This window comes from Spirosoma profusum (genome assembly GCF_014699005.1).
Lineage (GTDB): Bacteria > Bacteroidota > Bacteroidia > Cytophagales > Spirosomataceae > Spirosoma > Spirosoma profusum.
Genome location: NZ_JACWZY010000003.1, coordinates 75,921 through 98,009 on the forward strand (window position 1 = coordinate 75,921; position 22,089 = coordinate 98,009).

Annotated in this window: 14 protein-coding genes; 5 read left to right on the top strand and 9 right to left on the bottom strand. The window is 48.4% G+C overall.

The window, feature by feature from the left end; genetic code table 11:
- Positions 1-153 precede the first annotated feature (153 nt).
- On the bottom strand, positions 154-522 hold the full coding sequence (locus IC229_RS05035; RefSeq protein WP_190885849.1) for a hypothetical protein: 369 nt from the start codon (positions 520-522) through the stop codon (positions 154-156).
- Positions 523-962: 440 nt separating this feature from the next.
- Here IC229_RS05035 and IC229_RS05040 point away from each other — a divergent pair, with 440 nt between their 5' ends.
- Positions 963-1,496 carry a hypothetical protein gene (locus tag IC229_RS05040; protein ID WP_190885850.1) on the top strand — a complete coding sequence of 178 codons (534 nt, stop codon included), beginning with the start codon at positions 963-965 and terminating at the stop codon, positions 1,494-1,496.
- A 989-nt stretch (positions 1,497-2,485) separates the two neighbouring features.
- On the top strand, positions 2,486-2,671 hold the full coding sequence (locus tag IC229_RS05045) for a hypothetical protein (RefSeq protein WP_190885851.1): 186 nt from the start codon (positions 2,486-2,488) through the stop codon (positions 2,669-2,671).
- A 211-nt stretch (positions 2,672-2,882) separates the two neighbouring features.
- On the opposite strand, the gene IC229_RS05050 is transcribed toward IC229_RS05045, so the two are convergent.
- The 6 genes from IC229_RS05050 to msrA form a co-directional block, all read right to left on the bottom strand.
- Positions 2,883-3,149, bottom strand: a complete 267-nt coding sequence (locus IC229_RS05050) for a hypothetical protein (RefSeq protein WP_190885852.1) — start codon at positions 3,147-3,149, stop codon at positions 2,883-2,885.
- Between the two features lie 133 nt (positions 3,150-3,282).
- A complete protein-coding gene (locus IC229_RS05055) occupies positions 3,283-8,439 on the bottom strand; it encodes a M36 family metallopeptidase (protein ID WP_223833867.1) in 5,157 nt (1,718 codons plus the stop codon).
- Between the two features lie 208 nt (positions 8,440-8,647).
- Positions 8,648-8,857 (bottom strand): hypothetical protein, encoded by a 210-nt coding sequence (locus IC229_RS05060; protein WP_190885854.1) that lies wholly within the window; start codon positions 8,855-8,857, stop codon positions 8,648-8,650.
- A 317-nt stretch (positions 8,858-9,174) separates the two neighbouring features.
- A complete protein-coding gene (locus IC229_RS05065) occupies positions 9,175-10,605 on the bottom strand; it encodes an autotransporter outer membrane beta-barrel domain-containing protein (protein ID WP_190885855.1) in 1,431 nt (476 codons plus the stop codon).
- Positions 10,606-10,761: 156 nt separating this feature from the next.
- The gene (locus IC229_RS05070) at positions 10,762-11,283 is read right to left on the bottom strand and encodes a phage integrase SAM-like domain-containing protein (RefSeq protein WP_190885856.1); all 522 of its coding nucleotides are present in this window, start codon (positions 11,281-11,283) and stop codon (positions 10,762-10,764) included.
- Between the two features lie 145 nt (positions 11,284-11,428).
- On the bottom strand, positions 11,429-12,007 hold the full coding sequence (msrA, locus tag IC229_RS05075) for a peptide-methionine (S)-S-oxide reductase MsrA (RefSeq protein WP_190886102.1): 579 nt from the start codon (positions 12,005-12,007) through the stop codon (positions 11,429-11,431).
- A 181-nt stretch (positions 12,008-12,188) separates the two neighbouring features.
- Between msrA and IC229_RS05080 the strand changes: the two genes are divergently transcribed.
- From IC229_RS05080 to IC229_RS05090, 3 genes are all read left to right on the top strand, one after another.
- Positions 12,189-13,070 (top strand): PPK2 family polyphosphate kinase, encoded by an 882-nt coding sequence (locus IC229_RS05080; protein ID WP_190885857.1) that lies wholly within the window; start codon positions 12,189-12,191, stop codon positions 13,068-13,070.
- A 166-nt stretch (positions 13,071-13,236) separates the two neighbouring features.
- A complete protein-coding gene (locus tag IC229_RS05085) occupies positions 13,237-15,675 on the top strand; it encodes a TonB-dependent receptor (RefSeq protein ID WP_190885858.1) in 2,439 nt (812 codons plus the stop codon).
- Between the two features lie 21 nt (positions 15,676-15,696).
- Positions 15,697-16,599, top strand: a complete 903-nt coding sequence (locus IC229_RS05090; protein WP_190885859.1) for a DUF4249 domain-containing protein — start codon at positions 15,697-15,699, stop codon at positions 16,597-16,599.
- A 125-nt stretch (positions 16,600-16,724) separates the two neighbouring features.
- Here IC229_RS05090 and IC229_RS05095 read toward each other — a convergent pair whose 3' ends face one another.
- Both IC229_RS05095 and IC229_RS05100 read right to left on the bottom strand, forming a co-directional pair.
- Complete coding sequence (locus tag IC229_RS05095) at positions 16,725-20,288, bottom strand: VCBS repeat-containing protein (protein ID WP_190885860.1); 3,564 nt, start codon at positions 20,286-20,288, stop codon at positions 16,725-16,727.
- Between the two features lie 111 nt (positions 20,289-20,399).
- Positions 20,400-21,980 carry an oligosaccharide flippase family protein gene (locus IC229_RS05100; protein ID WP_190885861.1) on the bottom strand — a complete coding sequence of 527 codons (1,581 nt, stop codon included), beginning with the start codon at positions 21,978-21,980 and terminating at the stop codon, positions 20,400-20,402.
- Positions 21,981-22,089 lie beyond the last annotated feature (109 nt).

Consider the following 22,089-nt stretch of genomic DNA (forward strand, 5'->3'; position numbering starts at 1 on the left):
AATATAGACTATTATTAGATATTGCTCTAGTGCAGTTATTATCCTTATATTTGGACATAGAAAAAGCCACACCTGGCAAGATGTGGCTAATTAACGGGATTGAGTATATGAGAGAAACCACTCTACGATGTCTCTAACAGTTGTTCCCTACAATCAGTTATAAATAGGTTTCTCTTCGGCCTTAACTGACTTATTGACTTGCTCATAAGCACTAGTTTTGGTAGCAGATAACTCTTTTTGGGCTGATGATTTCTTATTATCAGCAGCTATGGGCTGGCTTACGCTAATAAAATTCCAATGCATGGCATCTGCAGAGTGATTTTTACCTTTCTGCACCTCGCTGGTGTGAAGTTCACTTCTTCGTACTTCTTCACTTAACTGGTTGGCCTCCCGGCTAGCTTCTAGTTCACTTTGTGGCTGAATGCTATTAGTTTGAGCTAAAGAGGGTGTCGAATCTAAAGCGGCTGCTACTAAAAATAATACAAAAGTGCTTAACTGTAATTTCATAACAATATCCTCCATTAGAGGTAGGATATATAGGAAACAAGGAGTTTGTGGAAATAGTTACAATAATCTGACAATTAATGTTTTAGCTTGATATGAATTTACAGCCTATAGTTTAATGCCCCAACATAGTATCTTTATATAAATTCTAAATTGCCTGTTATTCTTTAATGAGAAATATTAAAAAAGTATAAATATTTTATTTTAAGATGCATAATTGCTTGCGCTCACAAGGGCGGCCATCATCGTTTGTCTTAAGCAAAAAAAACTGCCTCAAGGGGGCATTTTTTTGATTCTATTTGATTCTGTGCGAGTAGATAACAGATTACACTGAGTAATGTTCTAGTTTGTCCGCTGCTAGGGTTGGAATTATAAAAAAGCGTTTGTCACTCAAATGAGTTGATCTACTACAGGCTAGGCTATTTACTTAGTTAACCATAGCCAACATGCCCAGTAAGATGAACCCTTCAATCCAACTTTGGACGAAAAGTCAGTTAAGTTCAAACCTGAACAAAATCGAGCAATACCTCCACAATGCCTGTTTTAAACGGCAGGCAAGTTTCTCCACCTTAACCCAATCGCTGTTTATCGAACTGATCCGGCTGGAAAATGAATTGCTCCATCAGTCTGAGCTGACCGGTAAACGGATTGAGTTTTTGGATGAGGTGGGTACTAACGGCCGAATCGAAGACATAACCAGTCTGATTCACAACATGAGTCAATCCGTCCATGACTTCGATAAAAACGCAGAAATGGCTAGCTCAAAGGAGGAGAAAATTATTACCCCTCACATCAATCACTTTTATGGAGCGGGGGTAGGCTACTTCGCCAATGGCTTGTTTTTTACCTGTGATCATGAAGATGAATTAGCCTTTTTTGTGGACCGTAATCGAATTTTCTTTTATAGGCATATGGTACGGGCCTATGAGGAGGCGAAGGGCTATCTGCAAAGCTTATTTCCTGAGGAGGCTGGAGGGCCTAGGGACAAGTGAAATTTGTTTTATCCGAGTACTGATCAAGTGGCCCTGTTTCTATTCAACGGTGATTAAAAACAAGGCTGCCCCGAACAGCTATCCTGTTCTGATCGATCTGGAAAACGTCATGTTCCTCTATACCGCTAATGAGGGTATCACTTCCAGGTTGACCAGGCGATAGGCTAGCGGGCTCAGGTGGTCAATGTTCTTTTCAATTAAGCATGGCCATTAGCCTCTTGGCTGCACTTTTCCTGGTGGAGCCTGCTTCCCTGTTACTTACTTTTGGATTTGTGTAGCTACTGGGCTCACCGGATATCCCATGAGTCCCGTTTTTGGTGAGCGACTCGTGTGGTGCAACACTACAATCTGACAGTTTCTTTCCGCCTGAGCTGGATACAGAATCTAAAGGTAATTTTTTTTCTGCCGGTAGCTTTGCTGGGCTTTCATCCAATCATTTTTTTACGACTAATCAACTGGCGGTTCTGTTTCAGTTCTGGGTGCACACCGAAAATATCCGCCGATTACCAGCCTGGATTGAGTTTGTCTTTACCACCCCATCCAACCACCGGGTCCATTATGGCTCCCAACCCAAGTACATTGATTAAAACTTTGGTGCTACGTTCATTTTTTGGGACCGTCTGTTTGGTACCTATCAGCCGGAAGAGGAGCCACCCATTTACGGCTTGACAACGAATATTGATCAAAAGGCTAATCCGCTAGTAATCAATTTCCACGAGGTAGGTGCGTGCTATACTAGAAGATGTGAAAATTGCCAAAAGTTGGCGACAGAAGTGGTTTTACCTTTTTGGTAATCCTATTAAGGTGGATCGCCAGAAAAAGCTGGCGGCTCAGAAACGAACTGAGAAAGCATTGTCCATAAATTCGTAAATCACACTCCCTCAACACCTACCGGCGATCTCCATAAAAGAGAACGGGTGCGAAGTCGCCGAATATTATAGTAAAATATAGTATAAGCTGACCAGTAAAATAACCCGTACCTTTGGACAATGAACGAACCAACTTACACCGCCATTCCCGACACCTCCGATAGTAACTACTGGGAATTCACTACGAGTGATCGCAGCACGACTTTTGTTCCTAAAGACAAAGAACTGCACCAGGAGCTAAAGCGTAAAGCTTGGGTCCTTATTCAGGCATCACTCAACAAGAAGAACAGGAAAGGCCACTACTAGCAGTTGTTCACAACTGCCTGAGTCTTCATCAAGCTATCTTACAAGGTACTACATAGACGCAAAAATAGCCTCGCAGAGACGCGATCTGGTTAATACTTTACGACTTCCAGGGTTGAGCCCATAACGCATTAAACCGCGTTATAAAGCTCAAGTGGGATAATCACGTATATAACCCCGAAGCTAATAGACTTGAAGCTGGCGCAATAGCTGTCTAACTTCCACAGCCTTCCAAAAGCACCACCAGCTGTTTAGCAGCGGGCCGCTGCCAGCCTACGATCAGGATAGGGTCAACCTCTAGTTGCTTGCTTAGCCGCAGAAGATAGAGATGGCGTTGGCAGACTTTACATAGGGTGATAGCCGACAGGTACTGACTGCCGTTGTGAAAATATAGATGGGTATAATTGCCTTCGGCAAGCAGCCAGCTTACCTGGGGCTGACTATCGGGGAGGTGGGGCTTTAAGTGGGGTGTTGATTTCATAATTAAAGCAGGCACTGGTATCGGTGTTAGCATTGAGCTAAGGTTTCATGAGCCAGTATAGGTTGGCTGTGTACTGTAGGGCTTCAAAGAATAGGTTTCACTTTGTGTCTCTACAGTACACATATCTTAGGGATTAATTCCCGCCCAGCCTTAGCCGACTAATTGAGCCAAAGATCAACCGTCCTGTTGCATTATAAATCACCCGCAGTGCCTGACCCTGATAAGTAGACGGCAAGCTCACGGCATGATTGAGCGTTACTGCATCGGTGAGCAAGGGCAAACGCCCACACGACCAAACGGCAGGGTCATTCCAGTCACCTGCTTTCAGGGTGAACATACTCCCGCAGCCACCTGGACTCACTACACCCAAGGGTAGAATCGTCGAGACCGACCCACCTGCCGGATCGCTAGCCGTCACCGTCACACTATAGAACGCACTGGCCGAAGCCGACACGATACCGGCGATGGTAGCTGGGGCCACAAAACTTAATCCCGCTGGTAGACCCACCACCGAAAGTGTAAGACTACTCGCTGTCTCGGCATCGGTGAACGTAGTGGCCGGGATAGTATAGCTAAACGCCTGGCCTACCGTCGCTGACTGAGGAGGGATTGCATTTTCTACCCTGGGATTGCCGTTGGCACAAAAAGCCAGCCAGTTATAGCTAAAAGTAGCTTCACCAGGAGTACCCTGCTGACGAGCCTTGAAGACAATCACCGGATTGTCGGTGAACAGGTTCAACTGATAGGGCTCATGGATGGCGACAGTCCTGGCCTCATTGACCGCCGAGAGACTAATGGGTTGGCCATTGGTGGCTTCAAAACTGACCGTGAAGTTGATGCGTCGCTCGTAATAGCTGATGTGATTACAGTCCAGCATGGTCACCCCAGTGATGGCAAAGCTGCGGGGCTGCACCGTCAGACTAAAGCTGGTACTGGCCGACAAGCCTCCGGGGTCTATAGCCGTTACCGTCACACTAAAGGGTGAGCCTACTGTTGTAGAAGGCGTACCCGTAATGGTGTTGGGCGAAACGAAGCTCAAACCAGCTGGTAGTCCACTCACCACCAGGGTAAGGCTGTTGGGGGTTTCAGGATCGGTAAAGGTTGTGGCCGGAATGGTATAAGTGAACATATCGCCTATGGTAGCCGATTGGGGTGGAATGACAGTCACCAAAGTAGGCCCACAGTTCTGGTAACTCACACTGGCACTGGCTGTGGTAGAACATCCATTACCCCCTGTTAACGTAACGGAGTACGTCCCGGCCACACTCACCGATATACTGGACGTAGTGGCACCTGTATTCCAACGTACTGACCCAGCCCCTATAGCTGAAAGACTACCCACCCGACTAGCGCAGTTTAACGTAGCACTGGCGGGACTGATACTGAGAGAAGGTGCATTCTGATCCTGACTGATGGTTGAGCTGGCAGTGCTGGTGCATCCATTTATACCAGTTAAGGTAACCGAATACGTATCAGCAGTGGTGACGCTAATGATTGGCGTGATGACCCCCGTATTCCATCGGTACGTACCACTGCCTATTGCCGATAAGCTCACCGAGGACGTAGTACACGTTAACGTAGTGCTCGATGGTGAGATACTCACCAGGGGCGAGCTGGTATTTTGTCCCACAGCCACCGTAGTACTGCTGGTGCATCCTCCTGATGTAGTGACGGTCACCGAGTAGGTGCCTGAGGCATTTACCAGGGCAGTTCCGGACGTAGCATTCTGGCCTACTACTCCCGGACCACTGAAAACGAAACTGGAGCCTCCTCCTGCTGTTAACGTAACGCTGGTCTGCGCGCAGGTAAGGGTGCCACTGGCCATGAGGCTGGCGGTAGGGAGCGCATTGACGGTGAGACTAAAGACGGTAGACGTGACCGAGCTCGCGTTACTGGTGATCACCACAGAATAGCTGCCCGCCTGAGCCGTTGTTACGTTGGGCAATGTAAGGGTGGCACTTTGCTGAGCAACGCCTAACGAAGTCCCGTCTTTATACCACTGGTAGGTGGGATTAGTGCCACTCACCGAAACGCTAGCCGTGACCGTCGCCCCTACGCAAACCGCGCTACTACTGGGCGGTTGTTGAGTAATGGCTGCTGTTACCGTTACCGTTACGTTCGCACTGGGCGCACTCAAACACCCTCCTGCACCTGGACCCTGCTGGCAGCGAACGTAGTATTGGGTTGTAATGGTAGGCGAAACCGGCATGCTCACCTCTACGTTATTACTGGTTTGATACCATCTCAGAACCGATCCGGCGTCCGAACAGCCGGTGGCCGTGAGTGAAACCGTGTTCCCCGCTATTATCGTTGTGTTGCCTGAAGGAGTTGGCGCTGCATTATTCAGGATCGTGAACGTAGTGGCGGTGCGGCATGCATCTAAACTAGGGGTGGACACATAGAAAACAGTGGTGCCAGGCGTTGCTGTGTTGGGAATGTCAGAGCCAGCATGCCCTACCGGATTAAAAACGTTACCACTGGTTATGGGCGATCCACCCGAAGACGTAGCATACCAATTGGGTGAATTTAGAAAGATTGGCAGACTTAGTCGGAACGTAAACCCTCCGGTTATACCCGTTTCAAAGCTGGCTACTACAACGATATAGGTTGTGCCAGCAGTAAGATTATGGGTAAATCTGGAAAATCTCCCCTCGCCACTGTCGTCATCACTATGCAAAAAGTTTGTGGCGGGGCTAGCCGGATCGAAGGCTGTTTGGTAGAGCGATAAAAAGGGATCTTCATCAATTAAGCTAGAGGAAATAATTTCAAAGGTTTGCGTACCACTGGTAGGAGCGGTAAAGGAGAACGACTGGTAGTATACCGTTCTTCCACCGGATGTATAAACCGTCCTGTTATCTCCGTCAGCATTACGTACATACGTCGGTGAACCGCTTGTTAGTTCACCGCTAAATGTATTGACCATAATTGTAGGCGCCACAAGCCCTTCGCCAGCCGGAACCGATGCATTTTGGCAAATTGAATAGGAGCCAACGGTCGGGGTTAGCGCCGGATTAACGACCACATTAATCACTTGCGTATCAGATGCGGGCGAACCACTGCAGGGGGCTGAAGAAGTAGAAACGGTGAACGAATATGGAACGGTAATGGGGGAAGTCGTCGTGTTCACCAGCGTTTCGTTAATAAGCGCTACGTCGGCTGTTGCGCCCGGATTACTGATCCCGGCTACTACTGGCCGATTCCACCGAAAAGATGACGTAGCGGTGGAGTTTGACGTAGCCGTATAGCTAAATAAAGTCCCTGAACAGCTCGTCGCTGTGATTGACGATGTGAGTCCAAACCCATTGATGGGGCTAAAGTCTTCCGTAACGACACGATCATTCGAAGAAGCACCCGTAGACGCATTGCCGCCTAACCCACGACGGGCAAATGCCTGTCCTATCGCACACTGATACCGCCCTCCAAACAGCATTCGATCCGCCTGCAAAATCGCATCCCGGGCCTGCACAAAACTCGGACTACAAGGCTGCAACCGTAACCCTTCATTGACCAGCTTCAGAGCCGCTACGTTACCCCTCATAGCCGATACACTGCTGGGAGTAGTATAAATATTGGGTTCGATATAATTATCCTGCATGATAATTGCCCAGGTCATGTCCCAGAGCATGGTTGCCCAGATGGAACCAATACCGTGAGGCCGGGGGAACGTCGTTGCATGGGCATCGTTTACTTTTCCATACGTAACGGCTCCGTTGACATTGGTCATGTCATAGGAATAGTGGTAGGGACGAATGCCAAGTCCGGTCGTTGGTTCCCCAATCGCATACGTACCAATACCTCGGGGAATATTGGCACTGGCCAGTGTAGGGCTCAGGGAACCCCAGTTGGTGGTCAGCATCAGGGCCAGGTAATCACTCCAGCCTTCTCCACCCTGCTCAGTATTATTCAGGCAGGACGTAGTAGCGGGTCCCCCCGCTAAACGAATCGACCAGCCATGACCATACTCGTGGGAGATAATCCCATTGTCGAAGTCGCCATCCGGCTGATTAGCCGACGTCCATAGAAACATCTGCATACGGCCATTGACACCATCTGGTTGTGTGTCGAAGGTAGCGTTGTTGCTTCCACCGCCATCCTGTGCATCAGCATACACAAAATCGTTACCTATTCCTCCACGTCCCATGTTGTTGGTCTGGAAGTTGCCACTCGGCTCATCAAAGCCATACTTCCACAAAACATCATGGATCAGGTTGTTCCAGTAAAACAGATTGGTGATGGCCGCATTCTGGTTACCCGCTGCGGTATTGGGGCCAGCGGTATAGGGGTAATTGAAGTCAAGTGTAGCTGACGAAGGACTTGCCCCTGTTTCGTTATCACGATTGACATCTTCCTGAGCCCACACATTATTGCCCCTCGTGATGGAATAACTGGTCACTCCATCGTTGTGCCAGCCATTGGTGAGGCCAGGCCCCGTTCCACTTGGGGCAAACTTCGTATAGGGGTTAACTGATTCAGTACGTGATCCAAACGAAGGACTCTCTACCGGATAATCAAACACCGTATAACCATTGGGTGTAAACGCGTTGGATGCTTTTTTGAGCCCAAAATACTGGACATCGCTGGTCTGACTCGCGCCTTTGCACGCATGCGGAGCCTGCAAGTGATTAGGTGTACCAAAGCTACAGTGGATCACGTCATCCACCTTCTGAAGCACCTCTCCAGACGTAGCATCGATGTGAATATTCCAACTGTTCTTGCCATCCTTAGTCCGAAAGCGCACATCCCAGCTCAAAGCCAGTTTCGCCACTCTGGACTCTTCTTTGCTGATTTTCTCCACCGGCAGCCAGTAGAGCTTCACGTCGATCTTTTCGCTGGATAATTCGGGCAGAAAGTACACCACCCGACTTAAGGTGCCATCGATAAGTTTAGTGGCGCTTAGTTCCTGAATTGGAGCCAGGTTGGTTGTCTTTATACCTACATCGGCCATGGCTTTTTGTAGGGCTGTCAGGGGCGTAATGGTATATAATTTAGCGCCAGTTTCCGCAAACCTCTCAATACTGGAGATGAAGTTATGATTCATGTAGGCTACCTGATCATTCGATAGGACTACGTTCATCATCCGGTTGTAAACCTCAACATTCTGATACGTCTGATTGAAATAGATATGATACCAGCCAGTAGTTGGTGACAGATAAGCACTAGACAGGGTTAAGCCATCAATATCAGCAGGAGCCAGCTTCTGGCGCTGAATGTTAGCGGCTATGTATTGTCGAGCTGTTTCGACCTGAGCTTGGGCATAAATCTGAGTAGCATTGCCAAAAAGGATGAACAAAGAGGAGAGACAAGCAAAAGTGAAGTTGCTTATCTGGCTATAAATATGTTGCATGGAAAACTAAAAAGCCTAGTTTGATTAGTTGAACTGAAACGCCAATTCTATCTGATTAAAAAGGTCTTACGGTTTGACAACCCGAACCACCTGCCGTTGATCAGCGGTACTCACCTGCAACAGAAGCACACCTGGCTCACTGTCTATGTCCAGTTTAACCCGTTCCAATTGAAGGATTCGAATTTGTCCAAGAGTAATTAGTAGCGGAGCCACTGAAGGAAATGGCTCCGCTGACTGCACCGTTGCACAGGGTAAGACTGGACATGGAATTGACTGTTGCCGGGCACTGTGCCAGTGAATTGGGGCTGATGGCTATCCATAGCCAACCCACCAAGAGAAGACTGTTGGTTAAACGTGTTTTCATGCAATAGTCAGGATTTACAGCAGATAAAAGTAAGTACCTACCAAATGTATAGTACCAGCAGCGCCAGAGGCCTTAGACCGAGTGGCCCTTATTGAACGGGCGTGATATGAGCATTGGGTGCGTGATCGTGTGCCTAAAAGTAAGTGAGGTATTAGCTATGGGCTATAAAAATCCTCCCAAAGGCTATAAGGATTGTCCCAAAAGGGCTTCTGGCAGGTAAAAAATGAAGAAAATTAAGTCTCTCTGAATAGGAACAGCCAAAAAGAAGGGGTGTAACGATTTGTTACACCTCTTGAATCCTTGAATAAATTTTATTGTTACCTCTTCTCCAAAACCTGTCTCATGAGGGCTTTAAGCTCATCAATCTGGGCCTGCTGCAGCTTGATTGTCTTTTCCTGCTCAATACTGTACAGGGTCAATTCTTCAATTTTCTCCAGCAACTTGGCATCCATTTTGGCAACATCAACCCCCTTCTCAACTACCTCCTTCGCCGAGGGGACGCCGGGCAGGTGTTTATTAGACTGAATGTACTTTTCTACCTCAGACAGGGTCTTGAGTGTATACGAGTCATCAAATACCTTATCACTCCAATCTGAAGTATTCTTAATGGCTACCTTGACTTTCTCCGTCAATATTCCCTTGCTGACAAACAGGTTGTAATCCGCTGGGGTCTTACTTATTCCTTCACCAATAATGACCGCATCGTTCTGGGTGCTTTGCAGAAAGGAGCCTTTGCGTTGCCAGAGCGTCTCACTGACTCCTTCCCGAGTGGAGCCGTTTATGCTCCCTAAAATAACATCACCAGCCGAGTTGACTGTTAAAAAGCGAGTCTGGTTGGTGACGCTGGCCTGATAAATGGAGGTCAGGTTGGTGAAGCGTAAACCCGACTGGCCAGGCGTGCCGTGCGTAATCTCCAGTTTATTGTTGGGGGCGGTGTTGCCGATGCCCACTTTCCACAGTGGATTGGGAGCACCCAACACAATCGAATTGTCCGCCGATACCTGAGCACCCGCCCCGATGGCGGTTGAATTATTCACCACGGCCCCCGATGTCACCCCTGCATTCTGGCCAATGAAGGTGTTGCTCTGACCCGGCCCATTGCCGGTGAAGCCAGCCCCATTGCCAATATAGGTATTGTTCTGCCCAGTGGTATTGCCATAGCCCGAGCCATTGCCGATGAAGGTGTTGCCTCCGCCTGAGGTCGTTTGCTGGCCCGACGAGTTGCCGATGAACAGGTTGTAGGAGCCGTTGCTGCTGGCGCCCGCAAAGGAGCCCATGAATAAGTTGGCGATGCCGGTAGTGTTAGCCTTGCCTGCTTGCTGACCAACGAAGACGTTGTTCGATCCGGTCGTATTATTAAATCCTGATCTGTACCCTAAGATTGTGTTATATTCACCTGTTGTATTATCACTCCCTGCATCGCTACCCATAAAGGTATTGTATCTACCAGTAGTGTTACTGAAACCCGCTTGATAGCCCATAAAGCAGTTATCAGAACCCGTCGTATTACGAAAGCCTGCACTGGCTCCGAGCATGACATTATCGGCGCCTGTGCTGTTAGTACTACCTGCATTAGTGCCCAGTATAACATTATGGCCACCTGTCATCATTAGATTACCCGCCGAAGGGCCGATCAGTATATTTCCGTATCCTGGCGTAGAGGAGTTGCCAGTGTTAACCACATAGTTTTGAGCCAACAGTACAGTCGGCATCAGGATCAGGAATGACAGCAGATAGGATAGTTTCATACGTAAAGGCTCAGGTAGTGAGTCTAAAATACTCGATGGGGAGCTAGACAAACGTAAGCTGCCAATCGGCTATGTCCGATTGAAACTTAATCATCGGTACTTCTGAGTGAACGATCGGTTAGACTCTACTCTGCGTATAGGCAGGATGATTAATCGTCAAACCGTAAAGTAGCCAGCTGCTGAGTTATGCGAAAGGGCGGTGTTTACAGTTCGGTTGGTATTGAGCGTCTTGGCGGTCGTGAGGTATTGCCGAAACTGCTTATAAAAATCTTCTGTCACATCGCCCGCCAGTAGTTTACCTCCGCTGAAATGCTCCAGATGCTGGTAAACACTCATCCAGTTGTTGCGGCTCCCCAGACTACGCTTCTGCTTTTCCTGCTGGACCTGAGTTTTGAACAAGGCTAGAAAATCAAGATTCGTAGCGGTCTTTTTCAAAAAACCATAGTGTCCGCTCTGAATCGATAGCTGTCGCTTGGCGCAGATGTTCTCACCCAAAAGGCAGGTTTCTTTGTTGTGCCTGCGCTCCAGATCGAGCCGAGGTTTGTCATAGACATACAGCCCTAGAAACTCCCGGTGGGTGGGCTTGCCTGTTTCAGGATGGGAGATAGGCGGGTAAAAATCCAGGTAAAGACTTTTACGCCCGCTGCCAATCGGCTTTTCGCGCAGGGTGACTTTCATTTGTCCCTCATCAGGAATACGCTTGTATCTCAAGCGTATTCCTGATGAGGGACAAAAACTTACTAAATAACCCAATAACAAACCGCTACTAGCTGTAATGATAAACAATGAAAAAGCCCCATTTTCAGGGGCTTAGCGTATTTTCTTAGTGGTTTGCTACCGACTTGAGTTCAGGCTTCAATTTCTCTTTGAATACCTTTCTGAACTTATCCAGTTTGGGCGCTACCACAAAAGCACAATACCCTTGGTTGGGGTTATTGGCAAAATAATTCTGGTGATAATCTTCCGCTTCGTAGAACGTAGTAGCGGGTGCAATCTGCGTAACGATTGAGTTGCTGTAAGCGCCCGATTTGTTCAGTTCAGCTTTCGCCGTTTCAGCCAGTTGTTTCTGCTCATCATTGTGGTAGAAAATCACTGAGCGATACTGCGTGCCCACGTCGTTTCCCTGCCGATTTAACGTAGTAGGGTCGTGGCTACGGAAAAAAGCCTCCAGCAATTCAGCATACGTGATTTTAGACGGATCGTAGGTTACCTCTACACATTCGGCATGGCCCGTTGTGCCAGTGCAGACTTCTTTATACGTAGGGTCAGTTTTTTGACCGCCTTCATAACCCGATACGGCCGATGCCACGCCGTCAAGCGATTCATACACGGCTTCCGTACACCAGAAACAGCCCGTTCCGAACGTAGCTTTTTCCAGATGAGCCGATTGATTTGTCGTCATAGAACCTGATTTGGTTTTTGTTTGGTTTTGCGCTTCTCCGACCAGACTCATGCCCAGTAACAGAGAGAATAGCAACATAGTTGTTTTGAAGCGAGGCATTCGTGCAACCATTCCTTAGGTTTGTGGTTGTAAGTCCAAACCGATAACATAACTAAGCTGCGTAAAGTTTACGCCCTTGCCTGTGAAGAACATCAATATTGACCAGTTCCGTTACGATGGAACGAATTCGTTAAAACTAAAAAAAACGCCCACCAAAATTGACGATGTCTACGAAGATGATGAGCATTACGAAGCCATACTACGTCAGCAGGCGGCCGAAATCGACAAGTGGCAGGAGCGGATGTATGCAAACAATCGTTACGGTCTGTTGACTGTTTTTCAGGCGCTTGATGCAGCCGGTAAGGATGGTACCATTCAGCACGTTTTTACTGGTACGAACCCGGCGGGTGTGCGGGTATACTCGTTCAAGCGCCCTACAGAACAGGAGCTCGATCACGATTTTCTGTGGCGCAGCTGGCGCGAATTACCTGAGCGAGGAACCATTGGTATTTTCAACCGGTCGTATTACGAAGAAGTACTCGTCGTGAAAGTTCACCCTGAAATTCTGACGCAAAGTCAGCGATTACCCGAAAAAACCACCGACGACCTCGATAAGCTCTTTAAACAGCGATACAGAGCCATTTGTGAGATGGAAAAATTCCTGTATCACAATGGATTTCCAACCATTAAATTCTACCTCCACGTATCGAAAGAAGAACAGGCTGAGCGACTCATTGAACGTATCGAGGACCCCGAAAAGAACTGGAAATTTGAGGAAGGCGACGTAAAAGAGCGCGATTTCTTTGACGATTACCAGAAAGCTTATGAAGACTGCATCAACGAAACGGCTACGGACCACGCGCCCTGGTACGTTATCCCCGCCGACGACAAAAAAAATATGCGATTGTTGGTCGGGCAAATCGTCATCAGCGAACTCAAAAAGCTCCCCATCACTAAGCCAACTCCTGACGAAAAGCGATTTAAAGAACTTCAGAAACTGATTTCAGTCATTCGGGCGCAGTAACATAATACCTCTGCTTACTAAACGTAGCATTGGTTTTGTCCTAGAAAGGGTGCCATTCAGCCCAGAAATTAGTGGGTTCGTCTAATTTTTGGATAAGTTGACTAGGGGGGAGCTACCTTTGCGTTGTCTTAATCAACAACCTGTTTAAGTCCCTCCTGACAACGCAATGAAAAATGATATCCAATTTTGGATAGTCTGTACGTTCGTCTCTTTATTGGTCGTATCGACTGGCAAGGCACAAAATGGACAGAACACCAATACGCTCGACACGTATCAAACTAATAGTAATCGTACGGCTGCGCTAACTGTCAGCGGCTATATAAAGGATGCTGCCAACGGAGAAGGGCTAATTGGCGTATCGGTTTACGTGAAAGAAACGGGTACTGGAGCTGTAACTAATAATTACGGATTTTACGGCGTTACGTTGCAGCCCGGTACGTATAGTCTGGTAATCAGCTACGTTGGTTACGCCAAACAAACCAAAACCGTAGCTCTCTCGGATAAAAACGTTCGACTTGATCTCGAACTGGAACAGGAAGGGAAAGATCTTCAGGAAGTGATCGTCTCGACCAAACGCGAGGACGATAACGTCAAAAATATCGAAATGAGCGTCAACAGGATTGACGTGAAAACGCTGCAACGAATTCCGGCGCTGCTGGGCGAAGTCGATGTGATACGTAGCATTCAGTTGCTGCCGGGCGTGTCGACGGTAGGAGAGGGGGCAACCGGTTTCAACGTGCGTGGGGGCAGTATCGATCAGAATCTGGTCTTGCTCGATGAAGCGCCGGTCTACAATTCATCACACCTGTTCGGATTCTTCTCGGTGTTCAATCCCGATGCGGTGAAGGACGTAAAGCTCATCAAAGGCGGGATTCCCTCTAACTACGGCGGACGTATCGCGTCGATTCTGGACGTTCGACTGAAAGAAGGAAACGCAAAAAAGCCAGAATTGAATGGAGGTATTGGTCTGATATTTAGTCGATTATCCTACGAACGACCGTTGTTCAAAGGCAAAGGTTCGTTCATCGTCGCGGGTCGTCGCTCTTACGCCGATATTCTGGCTCAGCCTTTCCTGAACAGTGATCTGAAAGGCGCTAAATTTTACTTCTACGACCTGACCGCTAAAGGGAATTATCGCATCAATGATAAAAATACCGTGTTTCTGTCGGGTTATCTGGGACGCGATGTATTTGGTTCTGATTTCGGTTTCAACTGGGGAAACACTACGTTATCAGCCCGCTGGAATCATGTATTCAGCGACCGGTTGTTCCTCAATACCACTGCTTATTACAGCAATTATGATTATTCGCTCAACACGGATCTGAAAGGCAAACGCCCGAATGATTTCTTCAAAACCGACTCACGCATAGTTGATTATAGCCTGAAACCTGACTTTTCGCTGTTTTTGGGAAAAAATACCATTACGTTCGGTGGACAGTCGATTTATCATGATTTTCAGCCGGGAATGGCTACGGCTGCGAGCGGAGGAAGCGTTCGTACGTTCGGACTTGAGAGCAAATATGCGCTCGAAAACGCGCTCTACGTTGGTAACGAACAGCAGCTAACGCCCAAACTCCAGCTTCAGTACGGCCTGCGCTACTCGCTGTTCAACTACGTTGGGCCCGGTGAAGCCTATGTCTTTCAAACCGACGTACCGTTTGGTCAACGGCGTGAAGTAATTACTACGTTGTCGTACAAGGGAAATAAGACCATAAAAACATACGGAAACTGGGAACCGCGCTTTTCGGCCAAATACGAGTTGAACGGCAATACGTCGCTTAAGCTCAGCTACAACCGACTGGCGCAATACATTCACCTGATTTCGAATACGTCGGCCTCAACGCCACTGGATATCTGGACACCATCCACCAATAACATTGCTCCCCAGATTGGCGACCAGATTGCCGCCGGTTATTTCAAAAATTTCGGTAAAAATGGACAGGAATTCGAGGCATCGGTAGAGGTGTATTACAAATGGTTGCAGAACCAGATTGATTACATCGACGGCGCCAGCCTGATTCTGAATAAATACCTCGAAGGTGATTTGCTGAAGGGAAAAGGCCGCGCTTACGGAGCCGAATTCTTCATCAAACGTAACACCGGCGTCGTGAACGGCTGGATTAGTTATACGCTGGCCAAAACCGAAAGGCAAGTGGCGGGTATTAACAACGGCGACTGGTATCCAACGCGTTTCGATAAACGACACACCCTTACGTCGGTGCTGCTCTTTGATCCACCCAATGCCAAACGCTGGAGTTTTTCCGCTACGTTCACGCTGGCGAGTGGCACGCCCGCTACGTTCCCAACGAATCGTTTCGAATTTGGGGATTTTGTGGTGCCTCACAACTATGAAAATGCGCGAAATAATTACCGGATTCCGGCGTATCACCGGCTCGATTTGGCCGCTACGTTACAGGGACGCAAACGGCCGGGTAAAAAGAAAGAAGACAACTGGGTATTTTCGGTATATAACGCTTATGCCCGCAAAAATCCGTTTTCCGTGTATTTCCAACCCAATGCCGACAACCCGCGCGTAACCGAAGCGATACGTTATTCGGTTTTCGCGACCATCATTCCGTCTGTTACGTATAACTTTAAATTTTAAGGCATCGGCCATCTTACAACCATGAAACGATTTGCTTTTGCCTGCTACGTGTCTGCCGCTACGTTGCTGTTCAGCCGCTGCACGACGGTCATCGACGCTAAACTCGATACCGGCCCGTCAGAACTATCAGTCGATGGATTGATAACCGACCAGCCGGGTGAGCAAACCATTCGCTTAACCCAGACAGCAGGCTATTTCGACAGCAGTACGCCACCAGCTGCTACCAGCGCAACAGTAACCGTTTCGGACGATGCTGGTAAGACGTACCGTTTTCTCGATCCTGACAATGACGGTTACTACGTCTGGCAGCCAACGGGCAAAGATACGCTGGGACGTGTCGGAAGAACGTATCAGCTGACGATTGTTTTTCGTGGGGAAACGTACCGTGCTACGTCGAAGCTGAACCGTGTACCGCCCGTTGATTCGCTTGTTTTTGTGAAACGAAAGATCAATCCAATTTCAACGACGGAGGGTTATCGGGCTGAGTTTTACTCCACTGATCTGGCCGGCGCAACTGATTACTACCGGGTTCGCTTTTTTCGAAATGGCGTGTTGCAGAATAAAGCACGTAACATCATTCTGTCGGAGGATGGTGCGTTTGAAGGAGCGAGTCAGGTTACAGACGGACTGTTATTTATTGCGCCGATTCGCTTATCTGTGAATCCTGACAGCTTATATAAGCAGAATGAGAATGTAAAGATTGAATTACACTCGGTATCGGCTGATGCTTTCCGTTTCTGGAATCTGCTACGTGGTCAGGTTACCAACGGCGGATTGTTTGCTACGCCCCCCGCCAACGTACCGACGAATATCCTCAATGCAAACACCAGCGGCCCTAAGGCAACAGGCTTCTTTATTACGTCGGCGGTTCGAAGCCTAAGTGCTACGGTATCCACCCCCAACCTTAGGGAGCGACCTTATTGAGTAGCATGAATAATGGAGATTTTTGTCATCCTGACCGGTCCGTCGGTGCGGCAGGAAGGATCTTAAGGTTTCCTAACACTCTAGTAAGGATGCTTTAAGATGCTTCGTGCCTCAGCATGACAAAATTACTTCACAATCTGCTCACCCGGTGAGAGCCACACGCCATGAGCGGACTGCCCATAGAACGACGTACCAAACGGAATCTCCTGCCGTCGTTTGCCGCCATTTTTGAGTTGAATATTGACCGTAGTGGTACGTGTATCGACCGGCGAAAATGTCTGTGGCTGTTGCAGAGCAAAGACACGTAGTGGCCCCCGGTTTTCGGAAATGGCCAGCCGGAAGTGGCCTTGTGCATCGGGGAACGTAACCGCTGCTTTGGCATTTCCAGGAACATAAAAACCCGTTTGAGCCATCGTCAGGGGTGTAAAATGGCCTTTACCGTCGCCTTTCAGGACCAAACCATTGAAAGCATCCATCCGACCCGCTACCATATCGCTGCCGTGATCGTTTCCGACCAGTATTGCATCCAGATTCCCATCGCCATCTACATCCTGCGCAATCATGCCGAACACCGGAGCCGTCTGCGCCATCAGTGGCAAGGAATGAACCTCGAAGTTGCCTTGCCCTTTATTCTCAATAAAACTGCTCGTCAGGTAGTTGGCAGATAGCTTAAGCGCCTGATTCCGTTCTTCCTCAGTCAATATCTGATTGATCGTAGCCTCGCCGAATAGAGCGTATTTGATGTATCGTCGCTTGATACCGATCATCTGCTTCACCATATCGTCCCAGCCGAAGTAGGGATACTCCTCATATTGACCTTTCGCATTTTTGAAGTAAACGGTTGGGAAGGCATCGTAGAAGCCATTATTGTCGAAATCACCGGCATACATACGTACCGGACGCTCGGGCGTGGCACGAAGCAGATTATTCTGACCTAAATTGCCCGCCAGGTAGTCAATGTCGCCGTCGTTGTCGAAATCACCGGGGGTCAGCGAATTCCAGAAACCTGTTTTATCGGCTAATCCGCTGTTATCCAACGGTTGTAAGCGCCCTTTTTCGTTTTTCAACATGGTCAGCGGAGCCCATTCACTGGCAAGTAGCAGATCCGGGTCGCCGTCGTTGTCGTAATCAGTCCAAAGCGCGTCGCAGGTAAGGCCACCCTGGGCAAGAGAAGGGGCTACCTGCTTTGTTACGTCCGTAAATTTAGGTTGACCTTTTTGGCTGTCGTTCCTGAATAAATAACTCGGCACACCTTTTGGATACTTATTGGGTTCAACTCGCCCGCCTACGAATACGTCAAGGTCGCCATCGCCATCAAAATCAGCCGCTTTCACACAGGAACCATTCACGCGAAAGTTGGGCAATGCATCCATCGACAGCGTGAAATTCCCCTTTCCATCGTTCGTATACAGCCGATGACGCATAGCTTCGTCCAGTTGATCCGGGTTAAATTCGGAACTGCCGCTTGCCGCATACAAATCCAGATCGCCGTCGGCGTCAGCGTCGAACAGCAGCAAGCCTGTGTCTTCGGACAACTTTGTCGGCAAGGGTTTTAGGGTAAAATGCCCATTTTGTTGCTGAAGTAAGAGTTCAGTAGAATACTTCGAGCTACCACCCACGACCAAATCCGCCAATCTATCGCCGTTTACGTCGCCAACTGCCAGCGCTGGTCCGTATTCCGTCAATTTATGGAGCAACGTTTTTTGGAGGTTGAAATCGATAATATCTGTTTCTTCGTGGCGATACGTCAGGCCGATGGATTTTGTTACGTCCTGGAGCAACGTAGCACCTGCTACGTTAGGTTGATTGACAGACGTAGCAGGTTGGGCATCAGCCGCTTTAAGCACCAGCGTCTGGTCTGCATCAACGCTGGGAATGGTCTGTACGCGTCCGCTGGGCCAGGTTACTTTTAGGTTTTTAATGACTTTCTCTTTGCCTAACCCAAAATGAGCAATTGGGTCTACGCTGGACAGGAAACCGCGATAGGGCGTATGCTCGTAAAATTCTTTACGTCCATTTGCTGATTCAAACTCAATATTCGCTCCCAGACCCATCGGGTTGGCTCCATCTCCCTGAAATTTGACACGTAAAAAGTGCGCATTATCGGTTTTTTTGTCGGCCAGATTATTCCGGTAGACGAAGGCTTCGTCATTAATGTTGTTAATAACGTAATCCAGATCGCCGTCGCCGTCGAAATCTGCGTAAGCGGCTCCGTTTGAGAAACTAGGCTCTGACATGCCCCAGAGGTTTGTTACGTTCTCAAACGCCGGACCACCCGACCGGGCATCTCCTTTATTGCGGAATGCATAATTGCTGACCTTTACCTGCGGAATTTTATCGGTAAGGTCTTTCTGAAGCGTATTGGTCAGATACGTATTGACAGAACTATAGTAGGTCGTAAAGTCGCGATCGGTTACGTCGCGTGGGAAGCCGTTGGTAACCAGCAAATCCCGGTAACCGTCGTGGTCGAGATCAACCAGCAACGGCGACCAGCTCCACTCGGTTTCGGCCACCCCAGCCAGCATACTGATTTCGCTGAAAACCGGCACTTTAGCGCCAGACGTATCGGTTAGGCGAGCACCCTGGTTGAGTTGAAGCGTATTCCGGGCATACTGGTGTTCATAACCGAGCCGGTCCCATTCCTGGTAAGCGAAATAGCTGCTTGGCCCCATCAGACTCTTTTTTCGAAGATTGTCTTCGGGCAGCATGTCCATCACGATAATATCGGCCAGCCCATCGCCATTGATATCCGCTACGTCGTTGCCCATCGCCGATGAACTGGTATGCTTGAATGCCTCACGAGCGCGATTGGTGAACGTACCGTTTCGGTTATTAATGTAGAGCACGTCGTTCGTCGCAAAGTCGTTCGTTACGTAGATGTCTTTCCAGCCATCACGATTGATGTCGCAAATGTTTACGCCCAGTCCAAATCCTTCGGCAATCGTGCCCGCCTGTTTTGTTACGTCGGTGAAATAAGCGTGGCCTCGTTTGGCATCGAAATCATTGCGATACAGCCGGTCGGTGTTGGTCGACGTACCGTCATCGATGCGCACACGTAGATTAGTTGGGCTGTGGGGATTGTCGATCTGGTCAACGAGTACGAAAAGGTCTAAATCGCCATCGTTGTCGTAATCGAAAAAGGCCGAATGTGTGCTGTATGTTGTGTCAGCAATACCATATTCGGCAGCCATTTCCCGAAATTTTGGAGCACCATCGGTATCGTTTCCCTGATTGACGTAAAGCAGATTAGCCCGATTGGCCGCTTTTTTGTGAAGCGTAGTCGATACGTAGATGTCGAGTTTTCCGTCGGTGTTAATATCCACCACCGATACACCCGAACACCAATGCCCGCCCCCACTCACGTTGGCCACCTGTGTTACGTCCTTGAAATGAAAATCGCTTGAACTAGTTTCGTTGAGATATAACTTATTGGAAACCTGATTACCTGCGAAAAAAACGTCGGGTTTCTGGTCGCCGTTGAAATCACCGATGCCAACGCCACCACCGTTATAAATGTATTGGTAGTTAAGGATGTTGAGTGTGTCGCTATCGGTAATGGTATTGTTGAACGTAATGCCGGTTTCAGACGAATCGATACGTTCGAACAGCGGTTTTTCCCGGCAGCCAGCCAGCAGCAAAAGAAAGAGAAAAGATAAAGGCCATAGGCCGTTGCGAAGAGGAAAATGCATGAATTGAAACTGCTCGTTTACGGTGGCAGAATTAGCAGAACATCACCAAATTTACCGATAAAAACACCGGTTTATACAAAAATGGTTAGTTTCTACTAAAATTTTAATGATTTATAAAGGTTCGTTTGGGGGCACTATGGTCTTGTTGGGTAAGCGCCGTTTTCCCCGTTGAACCCGACGTAGCAGCGGCTGAAGACTATTGCGCTCGAGCAAAAGAACAAGACCTGAAAACAACCCAAATAATCCCAGATGCACGGGTGCCGATATCCACAGATTCTCAATTGGGAACTGCCAAGATCCCCAGATGAGCAGTCCTGCGCCCAGAATATACGTAGCAGCCGACCGGACATCGTACGGGACAGGGTAAAATTTCTCGCCAAATACGTAACACATGGCTGTCATCACGAAGCTTGAAACCAGAAACGCTACGGCGCAGCCCATATAGCCCATAATTGGAATGAGTGCTACGTTCAGGCCAATCGTTAGGCCAGTGCCAACGACTGTAATGAACGTACCGTACTGCGTTTTGTCTTTGAGCTTGAACCAGAACGAAATGTTATAATATACGCCCAATAACAAATTCCCCAGCAGTAGCAAAGGCACTACGTCCAGCCCAAGGCGGTAGGCTTTTGATCGGAGAAAGAGCGTACCCAGCAGGTCAAGGTTGAGGCTGACGCCGACCCAAATCAGTATGCAGACGATGATGAACCATTTCGTTACGTTCGCCAGCAGCGACGGGGCGTTTTTGTCTTCGCCCTGCGAGAAAAAGAACGGTTCAGCGGCAAATTTGAACGACTGAATTGCCAACGCCATAAAAACGGATAATTTCTGACAGTTGCCGTAAATGCCCAGTACATCTTCAGACGATAATCCATGGTAGAAACCCGGCGGAAGGGTGTGCCGCAGAAAAATCCGGTCTGTGAGCAGATTCACTACGCTGGCGAGATTGGTCAGCATGATCGGAAACGCGTAGGTGACCAGCGCACGGGTTTGTTCTCGATTCAATTGGAATTTAAAACCCGCGAAGGCTTTACGGATAATGACAAAATAGAGTGCGTTACCGATCAGATTGGCCAGAAAAATATAGCCCGGACCGATTTCAGGACTGTAAATCAGTTGGGCAACGGATTGAAGACCGGTTAGATATTTTCCTTCTGAGATGTCTTTGGCCAAAACAAGAAATAAGACATTCAAAAGAACTACTACTACAATGTTCGTCATACGTGCGCCGACGAACTCCTTTGCCCGATTTTCGGCCCGAAGTCTCGCAAACGGAATCGCAACGATGGCGTCGATAGCCACCAGTAGGGCAGACCACCGTATGAAACGTTCCTGCCCCGGGAAATTGAGCCAGATGGTTATCTCATGCGCCAGACTGTACAGTAAAATCGTAGATAAGACACTAATGCAGATGACCAGACTAAGCGATTGGCTGAAAATGCGGTCCTTTTCGGCCTGAGGCTGGTCTTTGGAGCGGGCGATGAAACGGAAAAAAGCCGTTTCGAGCCCTAGGGTGTAAACAACCAGCAATATGCCAATCCAGCTATATAACTCGACGTTCGAGGCCATAGAAGCGGGTTTGGCGAACGCATAGGTCTGAATGGGGACAAGCGCGTAGTTGAGCAATCGCCCCAGAATGGTGCTGACCCCGTATAGGGCGGTATCGCTCGCTAATTTTTTAAAGGTACTCATCGTATTGAAAATCGCCAGCTGAACGTAGCGGGCAGACAAAGTTAAGACCTTTGGTTATCTTTGCGTTCCTAGTCGGCTGTGTTGTACAGCCGTAGCGCAGGAAACTCAA